Genomic DNA, 17,453 nt, shown 5'->3' on the forward strand with positions numbered 1-17,453 from the left:
GCCCCGGCGAACCGGGGAAAAGTGATTACCACTGATAACTCACGAAAATTTTGCCATTACGACCATCCTGCGGAATGCCTTGCGGCGACCAGTACTCTTTGTCGAAGGCGTTGCCCAGTACCAGCGTGGTGGTCATGCCTTTCAGCGCTTGTTGGCCCTGATAGCTGACGTAGAAATCGTTTACCGCATAGCCGGGCTGTTTAGCGTAGGTGCTGCTGATATGCGTTGAACGGTCAGCAAATGTCCCTATCCAGCCGACAGAGAAACCGCTGTGCGCAACTGGCACATTCAGTTTGCTGGTGACGGTGTCCGGGTTAATGCTTGAAATGTATTCGCCGGTGTCAGTATCTTTTCCGCGTGTGCGGTTATAGGCCATGTCGAGGCTGAACAGATCGGCGGAATATTTCGCCATCACATCCCAGCCCCAGATTTTGGCGTTGGGTACGTTATAGGACATGGTTGTCGCAGCGGCGAAATCGACGCTGGTGGAGATGTAATCTTTCGCTTTGGTGTCGAAATAGCTGGCTTTAAATTCGAGCGCGTCGCTCGCCATCAGAAGATCGTCAAAGCGCAGGCCAAATCCGTATTCCTGTGTTTCGTTGGTTTCCGGGCGCAGGTTAGGGTTCGGCACCCAGTAGTTGGTGTAAAAACGACCAATCGAGAAGTGTTTCGCATCGTTATACATCTCCCCCATAGTAGGGGCACGAAAAGCCTGAGCGTATGAACCGAACAGCATCAGCCAGTCAGTTGGCGCAACCGTTAATCCGGCGCGGGACGACCATTTATCGGCATCGACATCTTCATAACCGTCGCTGCTGCCGCGATAAGAGTCATAACGGGTACCGCCCAGCAGCGTAACCGGCAGGTCGCGCAGGGTGATTTCATCCTGGAGCCAGCCGGAGCTGAAATCGATCTTAGCCTCCGGGAAACCAGTTGTTGCTCCTCCCGGTTGTTGTTCCTGACGATAGTATTCACCGCCGTAGGTCAACAGGTGAGATGCAAAAGAGTCGGTAAACAGACGGCTGCGGTTGTCGATCTTCCCGCCTTTGGTGGTTTGCTTGCGAAATTCGCCAGTGTTATCTGCATTCTGAGCATTAATGCGCGCTTCGGACCAGTAGATACGGGCGTCAGCGTTCAGCCAGTCATTGTCCGCCGGAGCGAGCGAGTAGGTCAGTTGCGCATCACGCTGGATCGTTGAACGGTTGGTCATCGGATTGCTGGCATCCGCCGCGCTGGTCTGCGGGTTTTTAGGTTCCCGGGCGTCATTATTGTAGTAACGCAGCGAACCGGCCAGCGTCTGGGCGCTGTCAATTTTCCAGCTACCTTTCGCCAGCATATTGTTAATTGCTTCGTCATTCGGCGCAGTAGTACCGTCACTCTGGCGTAAATCACCGCGATCGCGGCTGGACCAGGCAAGCAGTCCGTCCAGCGTATCGGTACGGCCATACGTGCTGGCACCCATGCCGAGACTGTGATCGCCGGTTGCCGCGGTACCGAACACGCGATAACCGCTGTTTTGCCCGACGTCCAGTAGATCTTTGGCATCTGCAGTGTCATAGGCGATCACGCCGCCTAGCGCGCCGCTACCGTACAGTAGTGCGGAAGGGCCACGCACGACTTCGATGCGTTTGATAAGCGCCGGGTCGAGGAAGGTACTGTTCAGGTGTCCGGTGTCGGTTCCCTGACGAACGCCGTCAACCAGTACCAGAACTCCGCGTCGATCATAGCCGCGCAGATTCACGTCCTGGCCGTTGGTACGGCCCGTACCGTCAAGGGTCAGGCCTGGAACCTTACGTAACAGGTCGGCAGCGGAGCTGGCGGTTTGGTTTTCTGGGGCGGTGGCGTCAATGACGCTAACCATCATTGGCGCTTCAAAGGCGCTACGGGCATTGCCGGTGGCGGTAACGGTCATATCCTCGACCGCCGCATAGGCGACGGCGGGCAGGTTACTGATAATCGCCAGCGCCAACAGCGATGGGCGCAGGGAAGCGGTGTGCAGGTAAGGCATAGCAACTCTCCATTAGGAAATCGAAAAGCGCTGGCTGCCTGGGTATGACCTGGGTGGCTGGCGAAATGTGTTGTTTATTTAGTCAGAATGAGTTTTCCGGCTTGTGTCTGGCGCAGCAGGTAGTGCTGACCATCATGTTCTATGATCACGCGTCCTTCGTTACCAAGCAGGGTTTTACTGTCAATTCGTCGCTCGTTGGGCGCGACGGAAGGCGGTGTTTTGTCTTTTGCAGGCGTTGCCGTTGTGTTATCCATACGTGACATAGTGTTTAAAAATAACAATCAATGTAACAATGATAATCATTATCATCAAACTACAAATTTGCGGCAAGCGTTTTTGTGAAATAATTGTGACGAGAACGTTTTTTGCGCAATAAGCAAGGGGAAAACAAGGGATTAGCGCCGGGCAAGGTGATATTGCCCGGCGAACAGCATTAAAAACGGCTATCAACCGCAGAGGCGAGTTTTTCAACCAACAGTTCAGTATCTTCCCAGTTCAGGCACGGGTCGGTAATGGACTGACCGTAAACCAGCGGCTGGCCGCTAACGATTTTTTGCGTACCTTCACGCAAGAAACTCTCCGCCATAATCCCGGCAATCGCCGTCGAACCATTGCGAATTTGCTGGCATACATCATCACAAACGTCCAACTGACGGCGATGCTGCTTCTGGCAATTGCCGTGGCTAAAATCGACCACCAGATGCTCAGGCAGGGAAAATTCGTGCAGGGTATCGCAGGCGGCAGCAATATCTTCAGCATAATAATTCGGCTTTTTACCGCCACGCATGATGATATGCCCGTAAGGGTTACCGCTGGTCTGGTAAATGGTCATCTGACCGGTTTTATCCGGCGAGAGGAACATGTGACTGGCGCGGGAGGCGCGAATCGCATCGACGGCGATGCGCGTGTTGCCATCCGTTCCGTTCTTAAAGCCAACCGGGCAGGAGAGCGCGGAGGCCATTTCACGATGGATCTGACTTTCGGTGGTGCGCGCGCCAATAGCTCCCCAACTGATTAAATCAGCAATAAACTGGCCGGTCACCATGTCGAGGAATTCAGTCGCCGTGGGGACGCCCAGTTCGTTGACCTGCAACAGCAGTTTTCGCGCCAGTTCAATACCGTGGTTCACACGATAACTGCCATTCAAATCCGGGTCGGAAATCAGGCCTTTCCAGCCTACGACGGTGCGTGGTTTTTCAAAATAGGTACGCATCACGATTTCCAGACGCGCCTGGTGCTTAGTGCGCAGCGCCTGTAACCGTGTCGCGTATTCCATCGCGGCATCAAGATCGTGAATCGAGCAGGGACCTACGATCACCAGTAAACGGGGGTCTTCACCATTTAAAATTTTTTCTATCCGACGTCGGGAGTCCGTAACATGACGGGCGACGGAGGACGAAACAGGATGCCGTTGCGCAAGCTCTGCTGGAGTGACCAGGTTGTCAATACGCGCAGTACGGAGTTCATCGGTTCTGTTCATTACTTGTCTCAGAAATTTGTTGCTTCAACGGCAGGACTACCGGGAAGTGATGTACATCACAATATCACACTCATCCTGCCTGGTGGCGAGCATAATAACAAAAAATCGAACCAATGCACTAGCATTCTAGTACATGCGGCGATTCAGTCCCATGATATCGAGGATCTTGGTAGCAATCTCTTCTACCGAATAATTGGTACTGTTCAGCCAGGGGATCTGGTTTTTCCGATAAAGCGCTTCCACCTCAGCAACTTCCATACGGCACTGACGCAGCGAGGCGTAACGGCTGTTCTCACGGCGTTCTTCGCGGATGGCCGCCAGGCGCTCAGGGTCGATAGTCAGACCGAACAGCTTATGCTGCAACGGCTTCAGGGAGGTGGGCAGCACCAGATTATCCATATCATCGGCAATAAAGGGGTAGTTGGCCGCGCGGATACCAAACTGCATGGCCAGATACAAACTGGTCGGGGTTTTGCCGCAACGGGAAACGCCGAGCAGGATCACCTGCGCCTGATCGAGGTTGCGCAACGAAATACCGTCGTCGTGGGCGAGGGTGTAGTCAATGGCAGCAATGCGCGCGTCGTACTTGTTGAGGTTACCGGGATTCAGACCGTGAGTGCGATGGGCGATAGGCGTAGGGTCGAGTTTCATCTCGTGTTGCAGTGGGGCAACCAACGCCTGCACGATATCCTGACAAAACCCTTCGCTTTGCAGAATGATCGAGCGAATTTCCGGCAGGACGATGGAGTAAAACACTAAAGGGCGCACGCCAGTTTGTTGGTAGATAGCGTCAATCTGGTCTTTAACCGCGCGCGCACGACTCTCATTTTCCACAAACGGCAGCGTAATGCTGCTGATCGTGACAGGAAATTGCGACATCACCGCGTGACCCAATACCTCGGCGGTGATGGCCGTACCATCAGAAATATAAAATACGTGACGATCAACAGCATTATCCATTTTGCTCATCCTGGGGCAGATATAATTCTCTGAAAGCATAAATTAAAATTCGCCAGAAGCGAATATTGCGGCATCTATTTTATAAAATGAAACGGTATTTTTATATTTAATGAAAAGTGGATTTCATTTTTCGGAACAAATGTTTATACCGATCGTTTTTGTGGTGATCCCGTGTGGCTCGCGGGTTTGCGCAAATGCGGAAACAATCTGAAAAAATAAAAAATAAAGTTGCTTGAACGATTCACCGTTTTTTTCGCCGGAGTAAATATGCCAAGATAATTACGCAAAATTGAGTTTCCTAACCTCGTTCATATATAAGGATTGTTCGATGTCCAACAATGGCTCGTCACCGCTGGTGCTTTGGTATAACCAACTCGGCATGAATGATGTAGACAGAGTTGGAGGCAAAAATGCCTCCCTGGGTGAAATGATTACTAACCTTTCAGGTATGGGTGTTTCCGTACCGAATGGTTTTGCAACGACCGCCGATGCGTTTAACCAGTTTCTGGACCAGAGCGGTGTAAACCAGCGCATTTATGAGCTGCTGGATAAAACGGATATCGACGATGTCACTGAGCTTGCGAAAGCCGGGGCACAGATCCGCCAGTGGATTATCGACACTCCTTTCCAGCCCGAACTGGAAAATGCCGTCCGCGATGCCTACGCGCAGCTGTCAGCGGACGATGCCAATGCCTCTTTTGCCGTGCGTTCTTCCGCTACCGCAGAAGATATGCCAGATGCGTCATTTGCCGGTCAGCAGGAAACCTTCCTCAACGTCCAGGGATTTGATGCCGTACTGGTTGCCATCAAACACGTATTTGCCTCGCTGTTTAACGACCGCGCGATCTCTTATCGTGTTCACCAGGGCTATGACCACCGTGGCGTCGCGCTCTCTGCTGGCGTTCAGCGGATGGTACGTTCTGACCTCGCGTCCTCAGGCGTAATGTTCTCCATCGATACCGAATCCGGTTTCGACCAGGTTGTCTTTATCACGTCCGCCTGGGGCCTGGGCGAAATGGTCGTGCAGGGCGCCGTTAACCCGGATGAATTCTACGTGCACAAACCGACCCTGGCGGCTAACCGTCCGGCGATCGTCCGTCGCACAATGGGATCGAAAAAAATCCGCATGATTTACGCGCCGACCCAGGAACACGGTAAGCAGGTGACCATTGAAGATGTCCCGCAGGAACAACGCGACATTTTCTCCCTGACTAACGAAGAAGTGCAGGAACTGGCTAAGCAGGCGGTACAAATCGAGAAGCACTACGGTCGTCCAATGGACATCGAATGGGCGAAAGACGGTCATACCGGCAAGCTGTTCATTGTTCAGGCGCGTCCGGAAACCGTGCGTTCTCGCGGTCAGGTGATGGAGCGGTATACTCTGCATGCTCAGGGTAAAATTATTGCTGAAGGTCGCGCCATCGGCCACCGCATTGGCGCGGGTCCGGTCAAAGTCATTCATGACATCAGCGAAATGAACCGCATCGAACCAGGCGACGTACTGGTTACCGACATGACCGACCCGGATTGGGAACCGATCATGAAGAAAGCGGCAGCAATTGTCACTAACCGTGGCGGTCGTACCTGTCACGCGGCAATCATTGCCCGTGAACTGGGGATCCCTGCCGTGGTTGGCTGTGGCGATGCGACCGAGCGCATGAAAGATGGTGAGAAGGTAACTGTCTCCTGTGCCGAAGGTGACACCGGTTATGTTTACGCTGACATGCTCGACTTTAGCGTGAAGAGTTCCAGCGTGGAGACCATGCCGGATCTGCCGTTGAAGGTGATGATGAACGTCGGTAACCCGGACCGGGCTTTCGACTTCGCCTGTCTGCCAAACGAAGGCGTCGGCCTGGCGCGTCTGGAATTTATCATCAACCGCATGATTGGCGTACACCCGCGTGCGCTGCTGGAGTTTGATGACCAGACGCCTGAGCTGCAAAATGAAATCCGCGCCATGATGAAAGGTTTCGATTCTCCGCGTGAATTCTATGTCGGTCGTCTGACGGAAGGGATCGCGACGCTGGGTGCGGCGTTTTATCCAAAACGCGTCATCGTGCGTATGTCTGACTTTAAGTCCAACGAATATGCCAACCTGGTCGGCGGTGAGCGTTATGAACCGCATGAAGAGAACCCGATGCTGGGCTTCCGTGGGGCGGGCCGTTATGTTGCCGACAGCTTCCGCGACTGCTTCGCGCTGGAATGCGACGCAGTAAAACGTGTCCGTAACGACATGGGCCTGACTAACGTTGAAGTGATGGTACCGTTTGTACGTACCGTTGCCCAGGCGAAAGCGGTGGTGGAAGAACTGGCACGCCAGGGGCTGAAACGCGGCGAGAACGGACTGAAGATCATCATGATGTGTGAGATCCCGTCTAACGCCTTGCTGGCCGAGCAGTTCCTCGAATACTTCGACGGTTTCTCCATCGGCTCAAACGACATGACGCAGTTGGCGCTGGGTCTGGATCGTGACTCTGGTGTGGTTTCTGAACTGTTTGATGAGCGTAACGACGCGGTGAAAGCGCTGCTGTCGATGGCGATTCGCGCAGCCAAGAAACAGGGCAAATACGTGGGTATTTGCGGTCAGGGACCTTCTGACCACGAAGACTTCGCGGCCTGGCTGATGGAAGAGGGGATCGACAGCCTGTCGCTGAACCCGGACACCGTCGTACAAACCTGGCTGAGTCTGGCTGAACTGAACAAGTAATATCATGCCTTATCCGGCCTATTCAACGTAGGCCGGATAAGATGCGTGAGCATCGCCATCCGGCGCTTTATCCTGTAATACTCTCCACGCTCAAACGCTGAATAATATCCTGACGAAGCTGGTATTTTTGTACTTTACCGGACGCCGTGCGCGGTAATTTTTCCACGATCACAATGTGCTCAGGGTATTTATACTTTGCCACCCGCTTGCGGCTAAAAAAGGCCACCACTGATTCCAGCGACAACGAATGATGCGGGGGTTTTAGGACCACGTAAGCACACGACCTTTCACCTAAGCGTTCGTCCGGCATCGCGACAACACAGGCATCGTGAATGCGAGGATGCTGCAATAAAATATCCTCAACTTCGCGGCTGCTGATGTTTTCTCCACCGCGGACAATGATATCTTTTTTCCGTCCGGTGATTTTGATGTACCCCGCATCGTCCATTCGGCATAAGTCGCCGCTGTAATACCAGCCGTCTTGATCCAGCGCGCGGGCGGTAAGTTCGGGTTCATCGAGGTAGCCCATAAACACATTAGGACCACGCGAAGCTTCTTCACCTTCTACCCCCGCGGGCAACGTATTGCGTGCTTCGTCGACCACTTTAATTTCGACGCCTGCAGCAGCATATCCGTCGGTATTCATCATGCGAGAAAGCGAATCATCGAGATTGACCAGCGCATGCGGTGAACTCTCTGTCGAGCCATAAATGCTTAATAATTTTATGCCAAGCTGCTGGCAGTCACGGGCAATCTTTTGTGGAATGGTTGTGCCCCCACATAAGAAAAAGCGTAGCGATGAGAGATCGCGTGGTCGTTTTTCCATGCTACACAACATGTCGTAGACGAAGGGCGTTGCGCCGAGCACACAGGTACAGCGTTGTTGCTCCAGCAGTTCAAGACAGGCGGTTGGGGTGAAAATATCTAACAATACGCTGCGTGCGCCGATTAAAAACGGTGCAGTAACGCCATGCAGAAAACCGGTAGCGTGTCCCAGTGGTGCGGGCATCAAAAACACATCCTGCCAGGTGAGATTGAGGCGGGCACAATAGGCGCGCTCGCTGGCAAGGATGTTGTTGTGGGTCAGCATTACGCCTTTTGGCATTCCCTCGGTACCGGAGGTAAACAACACCGCCGCCAGTTCATCGGCGTGAACATTAATCGTCTGGGTTAAAGGCGGAGCTAAAAGCAGTTGACTGAGCGCCAGCGAGGTAGTTGCCGGAGCCAGTTTATCCACGGCAACGATCTGTTGCAGATGCGGCAACTGGTTTTGTAAGGGGAGGATCAGATCGACCGGTCGGGTCTGTTTAAACAGCGTCGGTGCGAAAAAAATCTTCGCTTTGCACTTATTTAGCACCCATACCAGCTCTGCTTCACGCCACGCTGGCAGCAGCGGTACGGAAACGGCCCCGGTTTTCAGGCAGGCCAGGTAGATAATCGTAAACTCGCACCAGCCCGGTAACTGGAAGGCAATGCGATCGCCGGGTTGAATACCGCAGGCTAAAAACCAGGTTGCCAGACTGCTGGCCGCGCTGTCGAGTGCAGCATAGGTGTATGAAGCGCCATGGTTATCAACCACAGCGATTTTATCTGGCATGGCTCTGGCAGTTTGGTTCCAGTAATCGCCAAGCGAAGCATCTCCCCATAAACCCTGTTGCCGCCAGACTTCGCGGCGTTCGGCGTTAAACGTTAGTGTGATACTCATTAAGTTATTCCCAGGATGATTTCGGCATACATCTGACCGGATGGCCGGCGTGGCCGATCCGGTGTACTACAGGCAAAATCCATTAGCCGTAGCGAAAATCAACGCCAAATGTTCCGACCGGATATTCCCATTGGTCGAGGATTGTGTCGCCGCAAAGTACTCGACACGTTCCGCACTCCAGGCAACCAGCAGAATCAAAATGAATGTTTCCACTCTCGTCCTGCTTATACAGCCCGGCGGGGCAGGCTTTCAGCAGCTTGCGAAATTCATTAAGGTCTGGATGTTCGGCCAGAATAATGTGCGGGTGGCCTTCATCGACATTGAATTTATTGACGCCCAGTTTGACGTCAACGTTAACGGTATTGTCCTGATTCATAGTGCAGTTGCCCCCTTGATACCGTCTTTCAGTAAGTTCATCAGCCCGATTTGTTTTGCGTGGGACATAATCATCTTGCGAACCGGTTGATTTGGACGTCCGTCAACGGTGAACATATCGCTCATGATGTCGGCCACCATACGCGGATACTGAGTGAACAGCCGTGGGTTTTCCATTAACGCCGGGATCTTGCGAAAATGCTGTAAATCACGCATCACACAGCCCTGTTCGAGCGCGCGCTTGTAGTCCATCAGGCTGCTGGCAGAGAAATCCTGGCGTTCTTTTGCTGCAATAGCTGTTTGGGCAGCGGCTTCTGCGGAAGCGATGGCCAAATCCATACCTCGCACCGTGAAACCCAGGTTCAAACAGAAACCGGCGGCATCGCCCACGATCATCACACCGTCATCGACCAGCTTTGGAACCATTGCCAGACCGCCTTCCGGCACCATATGCGCGGAATATTCCAGTAGTTCTCCACCGGCAATCAATGGCCGAATAGTTGGATGTTGCTTAAAGTCTTCCAGCATTTGTGGAATGCTTTTTGTGGCATGGGCAATATCCCCCAGACCACACACCAGACCCAGAGAGATGGAGTCCTGGTTGGTATACAAAAATCCGCCTCCCATCAACCCATCAGACGGTGAGCCTGCAAACAGCCAGGCCGCGCCTTCATTACCTGAAAGATTGAAGCGATCTGCAATGACCGCTGGAGGTAAGCCGATCAGCTCTTTTACGCCAACGGCATAGTGATGTGCAGAAGAGGGCGGAACCATCCCCAGGGAACGCCCCAGCATAGAGTTGACACCATCGGCAAGGATGACAATATTGGCTTCCAGGATATCGTCACCGGCCTGAACTCCGGTAACCTTATTACCTTCGCGGATCAGGGCATCGACGCGCACGCCGGGGATGAACTGCACGCCAGCTTGTTCCGCCTTATCCATTAGCCATGGGTCAAGTCTGTTGCGCAAAACGGTATACGAATCCTGCGTTGGTGCGTCAGCTTTTTCACAATGGAAATCGAGAGTGACGGCGCTTTCTTCGGTCAGAAAGGAGATTTTTTCGCGGGTGACTTTACGCTCGAGCGGCGCTTCCTGCGCGAACCCCGGCATGATGCGCTCAAGACTATGTGCATAGAGTCTTCCGCCGGTCATATTTTTACTGCCTGCACTGTTTCCGCGCTCGATGACCAGTACGTCCAGTCCGGCCTGAGCCATCACGTAGCCTGCAACCGTACCCGCCACGCCAGCACCGACCACAATGGCATCAAATTTTTCATCTGACATGCTTTATGCTCCCTTCCCGCTGCGAGGGCAGCGGGATATGTGCGTTAAATGTGGGGGTTAGCGGCTGAGATGCTCGATAAGAGCCGGAACGACTTTGTAGATGTCGCCGACCAGTCCGTAATCGGCGTAATTGAAAATAGGGGCTTTCTTATCTTTGTTGATGGCAACAATGACTTTCGCGCCGTTACCGCCAACCATATGCTGAATTTGTCCTGAAATGCCGAGGGTGAGGTAAAGGTCCGATTTCAGTAACACGCCAGAAACGCCGATGTAGCGTTCGCGTTCCATCCAGTTTTCGCCTTCGGCAATCGGTCGTGAACAACCCACTTCTGCACCCAGTACAGATGCCAACTGGCGCACCATCTCCAGATCGTTTTGCGCAACCAGGCCGCGGCCCACACCCACCACACGTTTGGCTTTGCTGAGATCCACGCTGCTCACGGATTTGGCGCGACGTTCCTGGCACATAATTTCATGGTGTGGTGCGATGTAAGGTGCAGAGACAACAGGGCAGGTATGTGAAGCATTAGCCTCTACCGGTTCAAGTACGCCTGGGGCAAGGGTGATAATTGCCTGAGTTGTTTTGATTTTTTCTTTGCCGAATGCCAGGCCACCGTACATACGGTGTTCTGCGAACAGTGAGTCATCATCAAGCGTTACCGACGTGGCGTCATTTACCATCGCTGCATTGAGCTGAATACTTAACCGCGCACCAAGGGATTTAGCGCGTTTAGTCGCTGGCATCAGCAATAGCCCGGTATGTTCTTGTATCAGGGCGGCGATGGTCTCGGCAAAATTTTCAACACGCTGTAAACCAGACTTTGTTTCAAGCACGACAATCTCATCGGCACCCAGAGGTTTAACCTGATTGGCCTGTTCGTTGCCTTGTACAATAAGGTGTACCTGTTCACCCCACAGGCGTGCGCCGGCCATTAATTCTGCATAGCGTTCTACGTTATCGCTGAACACCCATACGTTAGCTAATTTACTCATGATAATTTCTCTCCGTTGGGCTTAGTTCAGGGCTTTTTTCAGATGCTCAGCCAGCTCGGCGATGGCTTCTGCTGAGTCATTTTCCAGAATGATGTGCTTACGTTCTGTTTGTGGCGGAACGGTGAGGCTCACCAGTTCTGCTAACGGTGAGGCAGGTGTCCAGCCAATATCGCTGGCTTGCCACGGTGTGACTGGTTTTTTACCTGCGCCCAGAATGGCTTTCATCGAGGGAATACGCGGTGTATTGATATCCGAGGTTACGCACAGCACGGCGGGGAGCGACAGTTCAATCACTTCAACTTCGTCTTCCAGCGTACGTTCAACCACAATGCGATCGCCGTTACGTTGGATGTTGCTGACGGCGTTAATTACCGGAAGTTGTAAGAGTTCGCCAACCAGTAAGCCAACCTGCTGGGCGTAGATGTCTCCAGACCCTTCGCCGAACAGCATCAGGTCGAATTCAATGTTTTTGGCCGCGCAGGCCAGCGCCTGAGCCGTGTCTCGCGGTAATGAATGCTCCAGTTGGGGATCCTGCACCATAAACAAACTGTCCGGCCCGCGGGACAGTACGTCTTTACGCACTTTGGAGTTTTGCAGTAGCGAGCCGCCAACCGTTAAGGCGACGATTTCATCACCTTCCGCACTAAGTTGCGTCGCGGCCTCTATTGCATTCAAATCAAACTGACTGATTTTGGCATCGGCCCGGTCAAAGTTAAGCGAACGTTGTGGGGTAACAACAATGTCCTGTTCTTCAGGCACCAACTTAAAGCAGGTTATTAGTTTCATGGCATCTCCAGTGATTCTCGTGTGGATGATGACGGGGAGTGACATCATCAACAGTAGGGAAAATTGACTGAAAATAGTGTGCGGCAGAGGGGGACTGTTTTCGACGGGGCAATCTGTTTTCATTCCCAACAATCTTGCAAAAAAAAGGACTTTAGGAATGCTGAGTTTATGAACGTAAAGACGACGTCGGGTGTTAAAGTGATAAAAATAGAAATAAAATCGAGGCGCTTTTTTGAGAAATGGATCATATTTTTATCCGTTTCTGCATGCACTTTGTTTCTGGTGTGTAAATTATTATTGCTGACTTAATAACATTTACACTTTCCTGTTATTTTAAAATAAAAACAATTTGCGTGAGCAGCGTGCTGAAGTTGGAGGTGTCATCTTGCAGACGAGGCAAATAATTTTGTTTCGCCTGGACAGAATAACGTTGTATAACGTCTTCATCGTTTTTACTTTTCGATATTAATTATCCGCAAAATTACTGCCTTTCGGTGGAGGTTGTCATGTATCAACGCTGTTTTGATAATGCCATGGAGACCCTTTTTGAACAGGGAAAAACCCCGAGATTTTCGCGATTCGTCATCAGTGATGATCCTAACTGGGAGTCGGGTCATCATGTTCATGACAATGAAACAGAGCTTATCTATGTAAAAAAAGGTGTCGCAAGGCTAATTATCGACTCTTCGCTGTATGTCGCACATGCGGGTGACATCGTAGTGATAGAACAAGGGCGGTTACATGCGGTTGCTTCCGATAGCAGCGCACCTGCAACCACTTACACCTGTGCGCTCTACGGTTTTCGTTTTAACGACTGGCAGGAGAACCAACTCTTGCAGATGCACTCGTGTCCGGTTATTAACGTCAGCCAGGGCAAAGAGGTTATTAAAAGTATCTTTAATGAACTGAGTGTTATGATCCCGCAGAGCAAGAATAACCTGACGTCTTCCGCTTATGACGCCTTCGCTTATGCATTAACCGTTTTATATTACGAAAACTTTAAAAATGCTTATCGTTCTGAGCAGGGATATATTAAAAAAGATATATTAATTAAAGATGTGTTGGTTTATTTAAATAACAACTTTCGAGAGAAAATTACGCTGGAACAGTTGTCTAAGAAATTTCGTGCCAGCGTGAGCTATATCTGTCACGAGTTTACTAAGGAATATCGTATTTCGCCGATTAATTATGTGATTCAGCGGCGAATGACAGAGGCAAAATTTGCCCTGACGAATACGGAGTCCTCGTTGGCAGAAATTTCCTGGCGGGTAGGGTATGAAAATGTCGATCACTTTGCCAAACTCTTTCAGCGGCATGTGGGTTGTACCCCCAGCGATTATCGTAAGCAGTTTAAAAATAACCTTGTAGAACAGGAATGTTTGATGCCAGAAATATGATTCACCTGGCTCGTGCCGGATAACGCATTTGCGCTATCCGGCAAGCATTACTGCTTACTTATTCTGATAATCTTTCAGGATTTGGCGACCCGCGACGTAAATCATGATTTCATCTGTGCCACCGCCAATGCGTTCACAGCGAACATCGCGCCAGAAGCGGGAAACGCGTGCTTCGTCGGTGTAACCCAGCCCACCCATAATCTGAATGGCGTCATCAATCACTTCCATTGCAGTACGTGCACAATACAGTTTTGCCAGCGCTGCACTGGTGCGCAGAGACTGTTCCTGATCGGCCTGCCAGGCGACTTTTAATACCATATTGCGCATGTTATCGATTTTAATCGCCATCAGCGCCAGTTTTTCCTGGATCATCTGATTGTGACCAATTGGCTTACCGAATGCGATACGCTGGTTGGCGTAACGGGCGGCATCTTCGAAGGCGCATTCAGCAAAACCGGTACTGCGTGCAGCGTTGATCAAACGTTCCATTTCGAAGTTGTACATGACGTTGAGGAAACCCATGCCTTCCTCTCCGACCATATCGCTTTCGTCCACTTCGACGTCATCAAGATAAACTTCGCAGGTGCTGAGCATATGCCAGCCGATTTTATGCAGCGGATTAACCTTAATGCCGGGTTTCTTCGAATCGACCCACCACAGCGTAAAGGCTTTTTTCGGATCTTTTGGCTCCGGATCTCGGGCCAGTACCAGCATATAGGGATACTCTTTCGCGCCGGTGATAAAGGTTTTCTGCCCGTTGAGATAGACCTTACCGTTTTTGCGAGTGTAGCTGGTGGTCGCGCTGTTGTTGTCGGAGCCAGCTCCCGGTTCGGTTAATGCCAGCGCATACGCTGGATCGCCCGTTTCCATGGTGCTTTCTGCGGTCTTACGCAGCTGTTCAGCGGACCCAAAACGACGCATACTGTGAATGCACTGACCGTTAGTGATCAAAAAAGCGGGTGCGCCGCATTTTGAAACTTCCATCAGCGCCAGCATCTGTGTGACGTAATCTGCCGGGATGCCACCAAACTCTTCCGGAACGCCCAGCATCGAAATACCGTTGTCCGCCAGGGCACGCATAAACTCTTTCGGGTAGGTCGCCGTCTGATCGCAGGTACGGAAATATTCTTCCGGGAAATTGCTGGTAATCAGTTCTCTAATACTGGCAAGCAGCAGTTCTTGTTCTTCAGTTAAAGAAAAGTCCATCAGGGTACTCCTTTTAATTGGCGGCGACGGGTAATACAAAACCCATCGAGGCATCGATAAATAATCTTTCGTCCATCATCTTCAGATTTGGCGAAATAATTGGCGTGAAATCCATCTTGTCCAGGATGTCTTCCTGTAAAGAGACTCCCGGTGCAATTTCGATTAAATGAAGACCATCTGCTTTTAACGTAAATACAGCGCGTTCAGTGATGTAACGCACATCAAGTCCACGTTCGAGAGCAATTTTTCCGCTGAAAGTCACTTCAGGTAATTCGTTGACGAATTTTTTCACCCGACCTTCCTGCACGATATTTAACTTGCCATCGGCAACTTCCGTTTTCAGACTTCCGGCAGTTAACGTGCCGCAGAAAATAATTTTTTTGGAGGTGGCGCTAATATCGATAAAACCGCCGGTACCCATGATTTTACCATTGAATTTGTGTACGCCGACGTTGCCGTGGCGATCGACTTCGGCAAAACTTAAATAGCACACATCCAGCCCACCACCGTGATAGAAGTCAAACTGGGAGGTCATATCCAGAATGGCGCGGGTGTTGACGTTGGCGCCGAAAGCAATACCTTGAGAGGTGATGCCGCCAATCGGACCCGTTTCGACTGTCAGAATAAAATCGTCAGCACAGCCTTCTTCGCGCGCGACGAGGCCAATGCCATCGGCAATGCCTACGCCAACGTTGCCGACCGCACCTTTGCGCATTTCAAACAGGGCGCGTCTGGCCACCAGTTTACGCTGATTGAGCGGCAGGGCAGTCTGTTGGCTGTCATCGAGAACAAAATCGCCAGAGATAAAGCGGTTAACCGGCGCGCCACCATACAGTTGCGTTTGGTCGGGGTCGATGACCACAATATCGACCAGATAGCCGGGAATACGCACCGATTTCGGATGCAACGTGGCTTTCTTCACCATCTTTTGCACCTGCATCATAACGATGCCACCGTTATTGTGTACGGCCTGGGCAATCACCAGCGCATCAAGATACATCACTTCATCTTCAAAGGTGGCGTAGCCTTCACTGTCGCAAGTGGTGGCGCGAATAAAGGCGATGTTTGGCGCAATGGCTTTGTAATACAGGTACTCTTTGTTATCAATTTCCACCAATTTTATCAGATCTTCGGTGGTCACTTCATTCAGCTTACCGCCCTGTTGGCGAGGGTCAACAAATGTACCGATGCCGATATCACTAAGGATCCCCGGCTGGTGAGCCGCCGATGCACGCAGGGTTTGGGTTAATACGCCCTGAGGATAGTTATAGGCGGCAATTTTATTTTGTTCAGCCAGATCGGAGATTCGCGGTGATTGTCCCCAGTGTCCGCATAATGCCCATTTGACTAAACCTTCCTGTGCCAGTGGGCTAATTCCCCGGTCGGCACGGTCACCCAAACCTGTAGGACTAATCAACGCTAAATTTCGCGGTGACTGTGAGTTTTTATATTTTTCAGCCAGTGCATTAATTAATGTTGTTGCTTCGAGAATCCCCCCTCCAGCACCTAATACACAAAGCGTTGCTTCATCAGGAATATAATTGACTGCATCTGCAGCGGATAATACGGGTACCCGACCATCTATACGATTTGGCCTTGAAAATTTCATGTGAACTCCAGATTATATGCGTGCGACTACCTGTCGCTATATTCGACAATAATATTGTGAGTTATTTAATAACGCTTGATTACCGGCCAGATATCCGTGGTTAGACGAATATCTGGGGTAGGGCATTACTGATATTTATATGGATATATCTGTAATTAAGCCTGATGCAATATTGTCAATACAGTACGCAGGTCGGTGACCGAAATTTGTCCTGGTGCGGAGGCTTTTTTTACTGCCCCAAAGGTTGCCGCTGAACCGAAAACCTCACCAGACAGACGTGAAATCACCCCTGTTTTAGCCATCGACATGGTGATTATCGGGCGATCGGCATAGCGTTCTTGCATTTCCAGCGTGGCACTAAGCAGCGTCAGAACATCCGTTTTATTTTGCGGCATCAAGGCAATCTTGGGGATATCTGCACCCAGCTCCTGCATTTTACGCAGGCGCTGGACAATCTCTTCCGCGGCTGGTGTCTTATGAAAATCGTGATTGGACATAATCACAAAGACATTTTTCGCATGCGCATGCTTGACGGTCGCTTTGACCAGTTCGTCACCGGTAAACAGTTCCAGATCGATCATATCCACCAGACTGCTGTCTACCGCCGCGCGGTTAAGTGCAATATAGTGCTCGACAGACAGAGCCTGTTCACCGCCTTCTTTGGCGCTACGGAAGGTGAAAAGCAGTGGTTTGTCAGCCATCACATCGCGGATGGTGCGCGCAGCTTCCAACACCGCCTCAATGGAAGAGACATCAGTGAAATGGTCTACGCGCCATTCCAGAATGTCGAAATCCGCTTTGCGATAGGCCAGCGCTTCGCTTTTTACCGTTGCGATGTCTTTACCCATCAGCGAGACAATGATCTTCGGCGCACCCTCGCCAATAACGAGGTTTTTTACGGTTACGGTTTTCATTGATTACCCTTTAACTATTGTACAAA

14 protein-coding genes are annotated in these 17,453 nt (G+C 51.2%); 2 read left to right on the plus strand and 12 right to left on the minus strand.

Going from position 1 to position 17,453, the window contains the following annotated elements:
• Positions 1–25 precede the first annotated feature (25 nt).
• The 4 genes from BZK40_RS00440 to ppsR all read right to left on the minus strand — a co-directional run bounded on the left by BZK40_RS00440 (position 26) and on the right by ppsR (position 4,448).
• Positions 26–2,008: a TonB-dependent hemoglobin/transferrin/lactoferrin family receptor gene (locus tag BZK40_RS00440; RefSeq protein ID WP_079933934.1), complete on the minus strand. Its 1,983-nt coding sequence runs from the start codon at positions 2,006–2,008 to the stop codon at positions 26–28.
• A gap of 74 nt (positions 2,009–2,082) precedes the next feature.
• The gene (gene hemP, locus BZK40_RS00445) at positions 2,083–2,271 is read right to left on the minus strand and encodes a hemin uptake protein HemP (protein ID WP_032943171.1); all 189 of its coding nucleotides are present in this window, start codon (positions 2,269–2,271) and stop codon (positions 2,083–2,085) included.
• Between the two features lie 170 nt (positions 2,272–2,441).
• Positions 2,442–3,488 (minus strand): 3-deoxy-7-phosphoheptulonate synthase AroH, encoded by a 1,047-nt coding sequence (gene aroH / locus BZK40_RS00450; RefSeq protein ID WP_003030555.1) that lies wholly within the window; start codon positions 3,486–3,488, stop codon positions 2,442–2,444.
• 126 nt (positions 3,489–3,614) lie between these two features.
• Positions 3,615–4,448, minus strand: a complete 834-nt coding sequence (gene ppsR, locus BZK40_RS00455) for a posphoenolpyruvate synthetase regulatory kinase/phosphorylase PpsR (protein ID WP_003832602.1) — start codon at positions 4,446–4,448, stop codon at positions 3,615–3,617.
• A 328-nt stretch (positions 4,449–4,776) separates the two neighbouring features.
• On the opposite strand from ppsR, the gene ppsA reads away from it, so the two are divergent.
• Positions 4,777–7,155: a phosphoenolpyruvate synthase gene (gene ppsA / locus BZK40_RS00460; RefSeq protein ID WP_003832604.1), complete on the plus strand. Its 2,379-nt coding sequence runs from the start codon at positions 4,777–4,779 to the stop codon at positions 7,153–7,155.
• Between the two features lie 67 nt (positions 7,156–7,222).
• Here the strand turns inward: ppsA and fadK are convergent, their stop codons facing one another.
• The 5 genes from fadK to BZK40_RS00485 all read right to left on the minus strand — a co-directional run bounded on the left by fadK (position 7,223) and on the right by BZK40_RS00485 (position 12,301).
• Positions 7,223–8,860, minus strand: a complete 1,638-nt coding sequence (gene fadK, locus BZK40_RS00465; RefSeq protein ID WP_079933935.1) for a medium-chain fatty-acid--CoA ligase — start codon at positions 8,858–8,860, stop codon at positions 7,223–7,225.
• Positions 8,861–8,942: 82 nt separating this feature from the next.
• Positions 8,943–9,236: a ferredoxin family protein gene (locus tag BZK40_RS00470; RefSeq protein WP_003832609.1), complete on the minus strand. Its 294-nt coding sequence runs from the start codon at positions 9,234–9,236 to the stop codon at positions 8,943–8,945.
• A complete protein-coding gene (locus BZK40_RS00475) occupies positions 9,233–10,522 on the minus strand; it encodes an FAD-dependent oxidoreductase (protein ID WP_079933936.1) in 1,290 nt (429 codons plus the stop codon). Before BZK40_RS00475 ends, BZK40_RS00470 begins: the two co-directional genes overlap by 4 nt.
• 57 nt (positions 10,523–10,579) lie before the next feature.
• Entirely contained in the window at positions 10,580–11,515 is a 936-nt protein-coding gene (locus BZK40_RS00480; protein WP_079933937.1) for an electron transfer flavoprotein subunit alpha, read from the minus strand.
• A gap of 21 nt (positions 11,516–11,536) precedes the next feature.
• The gene (locus BZK40_RS00485) at positions 11,537–12,301 is read right to left on the minus strand and encodes an electron transfer flavoprotein (RefSeq protein WP_003832614.1); all 765 of its coding nucleotides are present in this window, start codon (positions 12,299–12,301) and stop codon (positions 11,537–11,539) included.
• 506 nt (positions 12,302–12,807) lie between these two features.
• On the opposite strand from BZK40_RS00485, the gene BZK40_RS00490 reads away from it, so the two are divergent.
• Positions 12,808–13,698, plus strand: coding sequence for an AraC family transcriptional regulator (locus BZK40_RS00490; RefSeq protein WP_008784594.1), 891 nt, complete (start codon positions 12,808–12,810; stop codon positions 13,696–13,698).
• 54 nt (positions 13,699–13,752) lie between these two features.
• On the opposite strand, the gene BZK40_RS00495 is transcribed toward BZK40_RS00490, so the two are convergent.
• From BZK40_RS00495 to aroD, 3 genes are all read right to left on the minus strand, one after another.
• The gene (locus BZK40_RS00495; RefSeq protein ID WP_003832619.1) at positions 13,753–14,904 is read right to left on the minus strand and encodes an acyl-CoA dehydrogenase; all 1,152 of its coding nucleotides are present in this window, start codon (positions 14,902–14,904) and stop codon (positions 13,753–13,755) included.
• Positions 14,905–14,917: 13 nt separating this feature from the next.
• A complete protein-coding gene (locus tag BZK40_RS00500; RefSeq protein ID WP_079933938.1) occupies positions 14,918–16,513 on the minus strand; it encodes an acyl CoA:acetate/3-ketoacid CoA transferase in 1,596 nt (531 codons plus the stop codon).
• 155 nt (positions 16,514–16,668) lie between these two features.
• On the minus strand, positions 16,669–17,427 hold the full coding sequence (aroD, locus tag BZK40_RS00505; RefSeq protein ID WP_079933939.1) for a type I 3-dehydroquinate dehydratase: 759 nt from the start codon (positions 17,425–17,427) through the stop codon (positions 16,669–16,671).
• Positions 17,428–17,453 lie beyond the last annotated feature (26 nt).

Origin of the sequence: Citrobacter portucalensis, assembly GCF_002042885.1 — a bacterium.
GTDB classification, from domain to species: domain Bacteria; phylum Pseudomonadota; class Gammaproteobacteria; order Enterobacterales; family Enterobacteriaceae; genus Citrobacter; species Citrobacter portucalensis.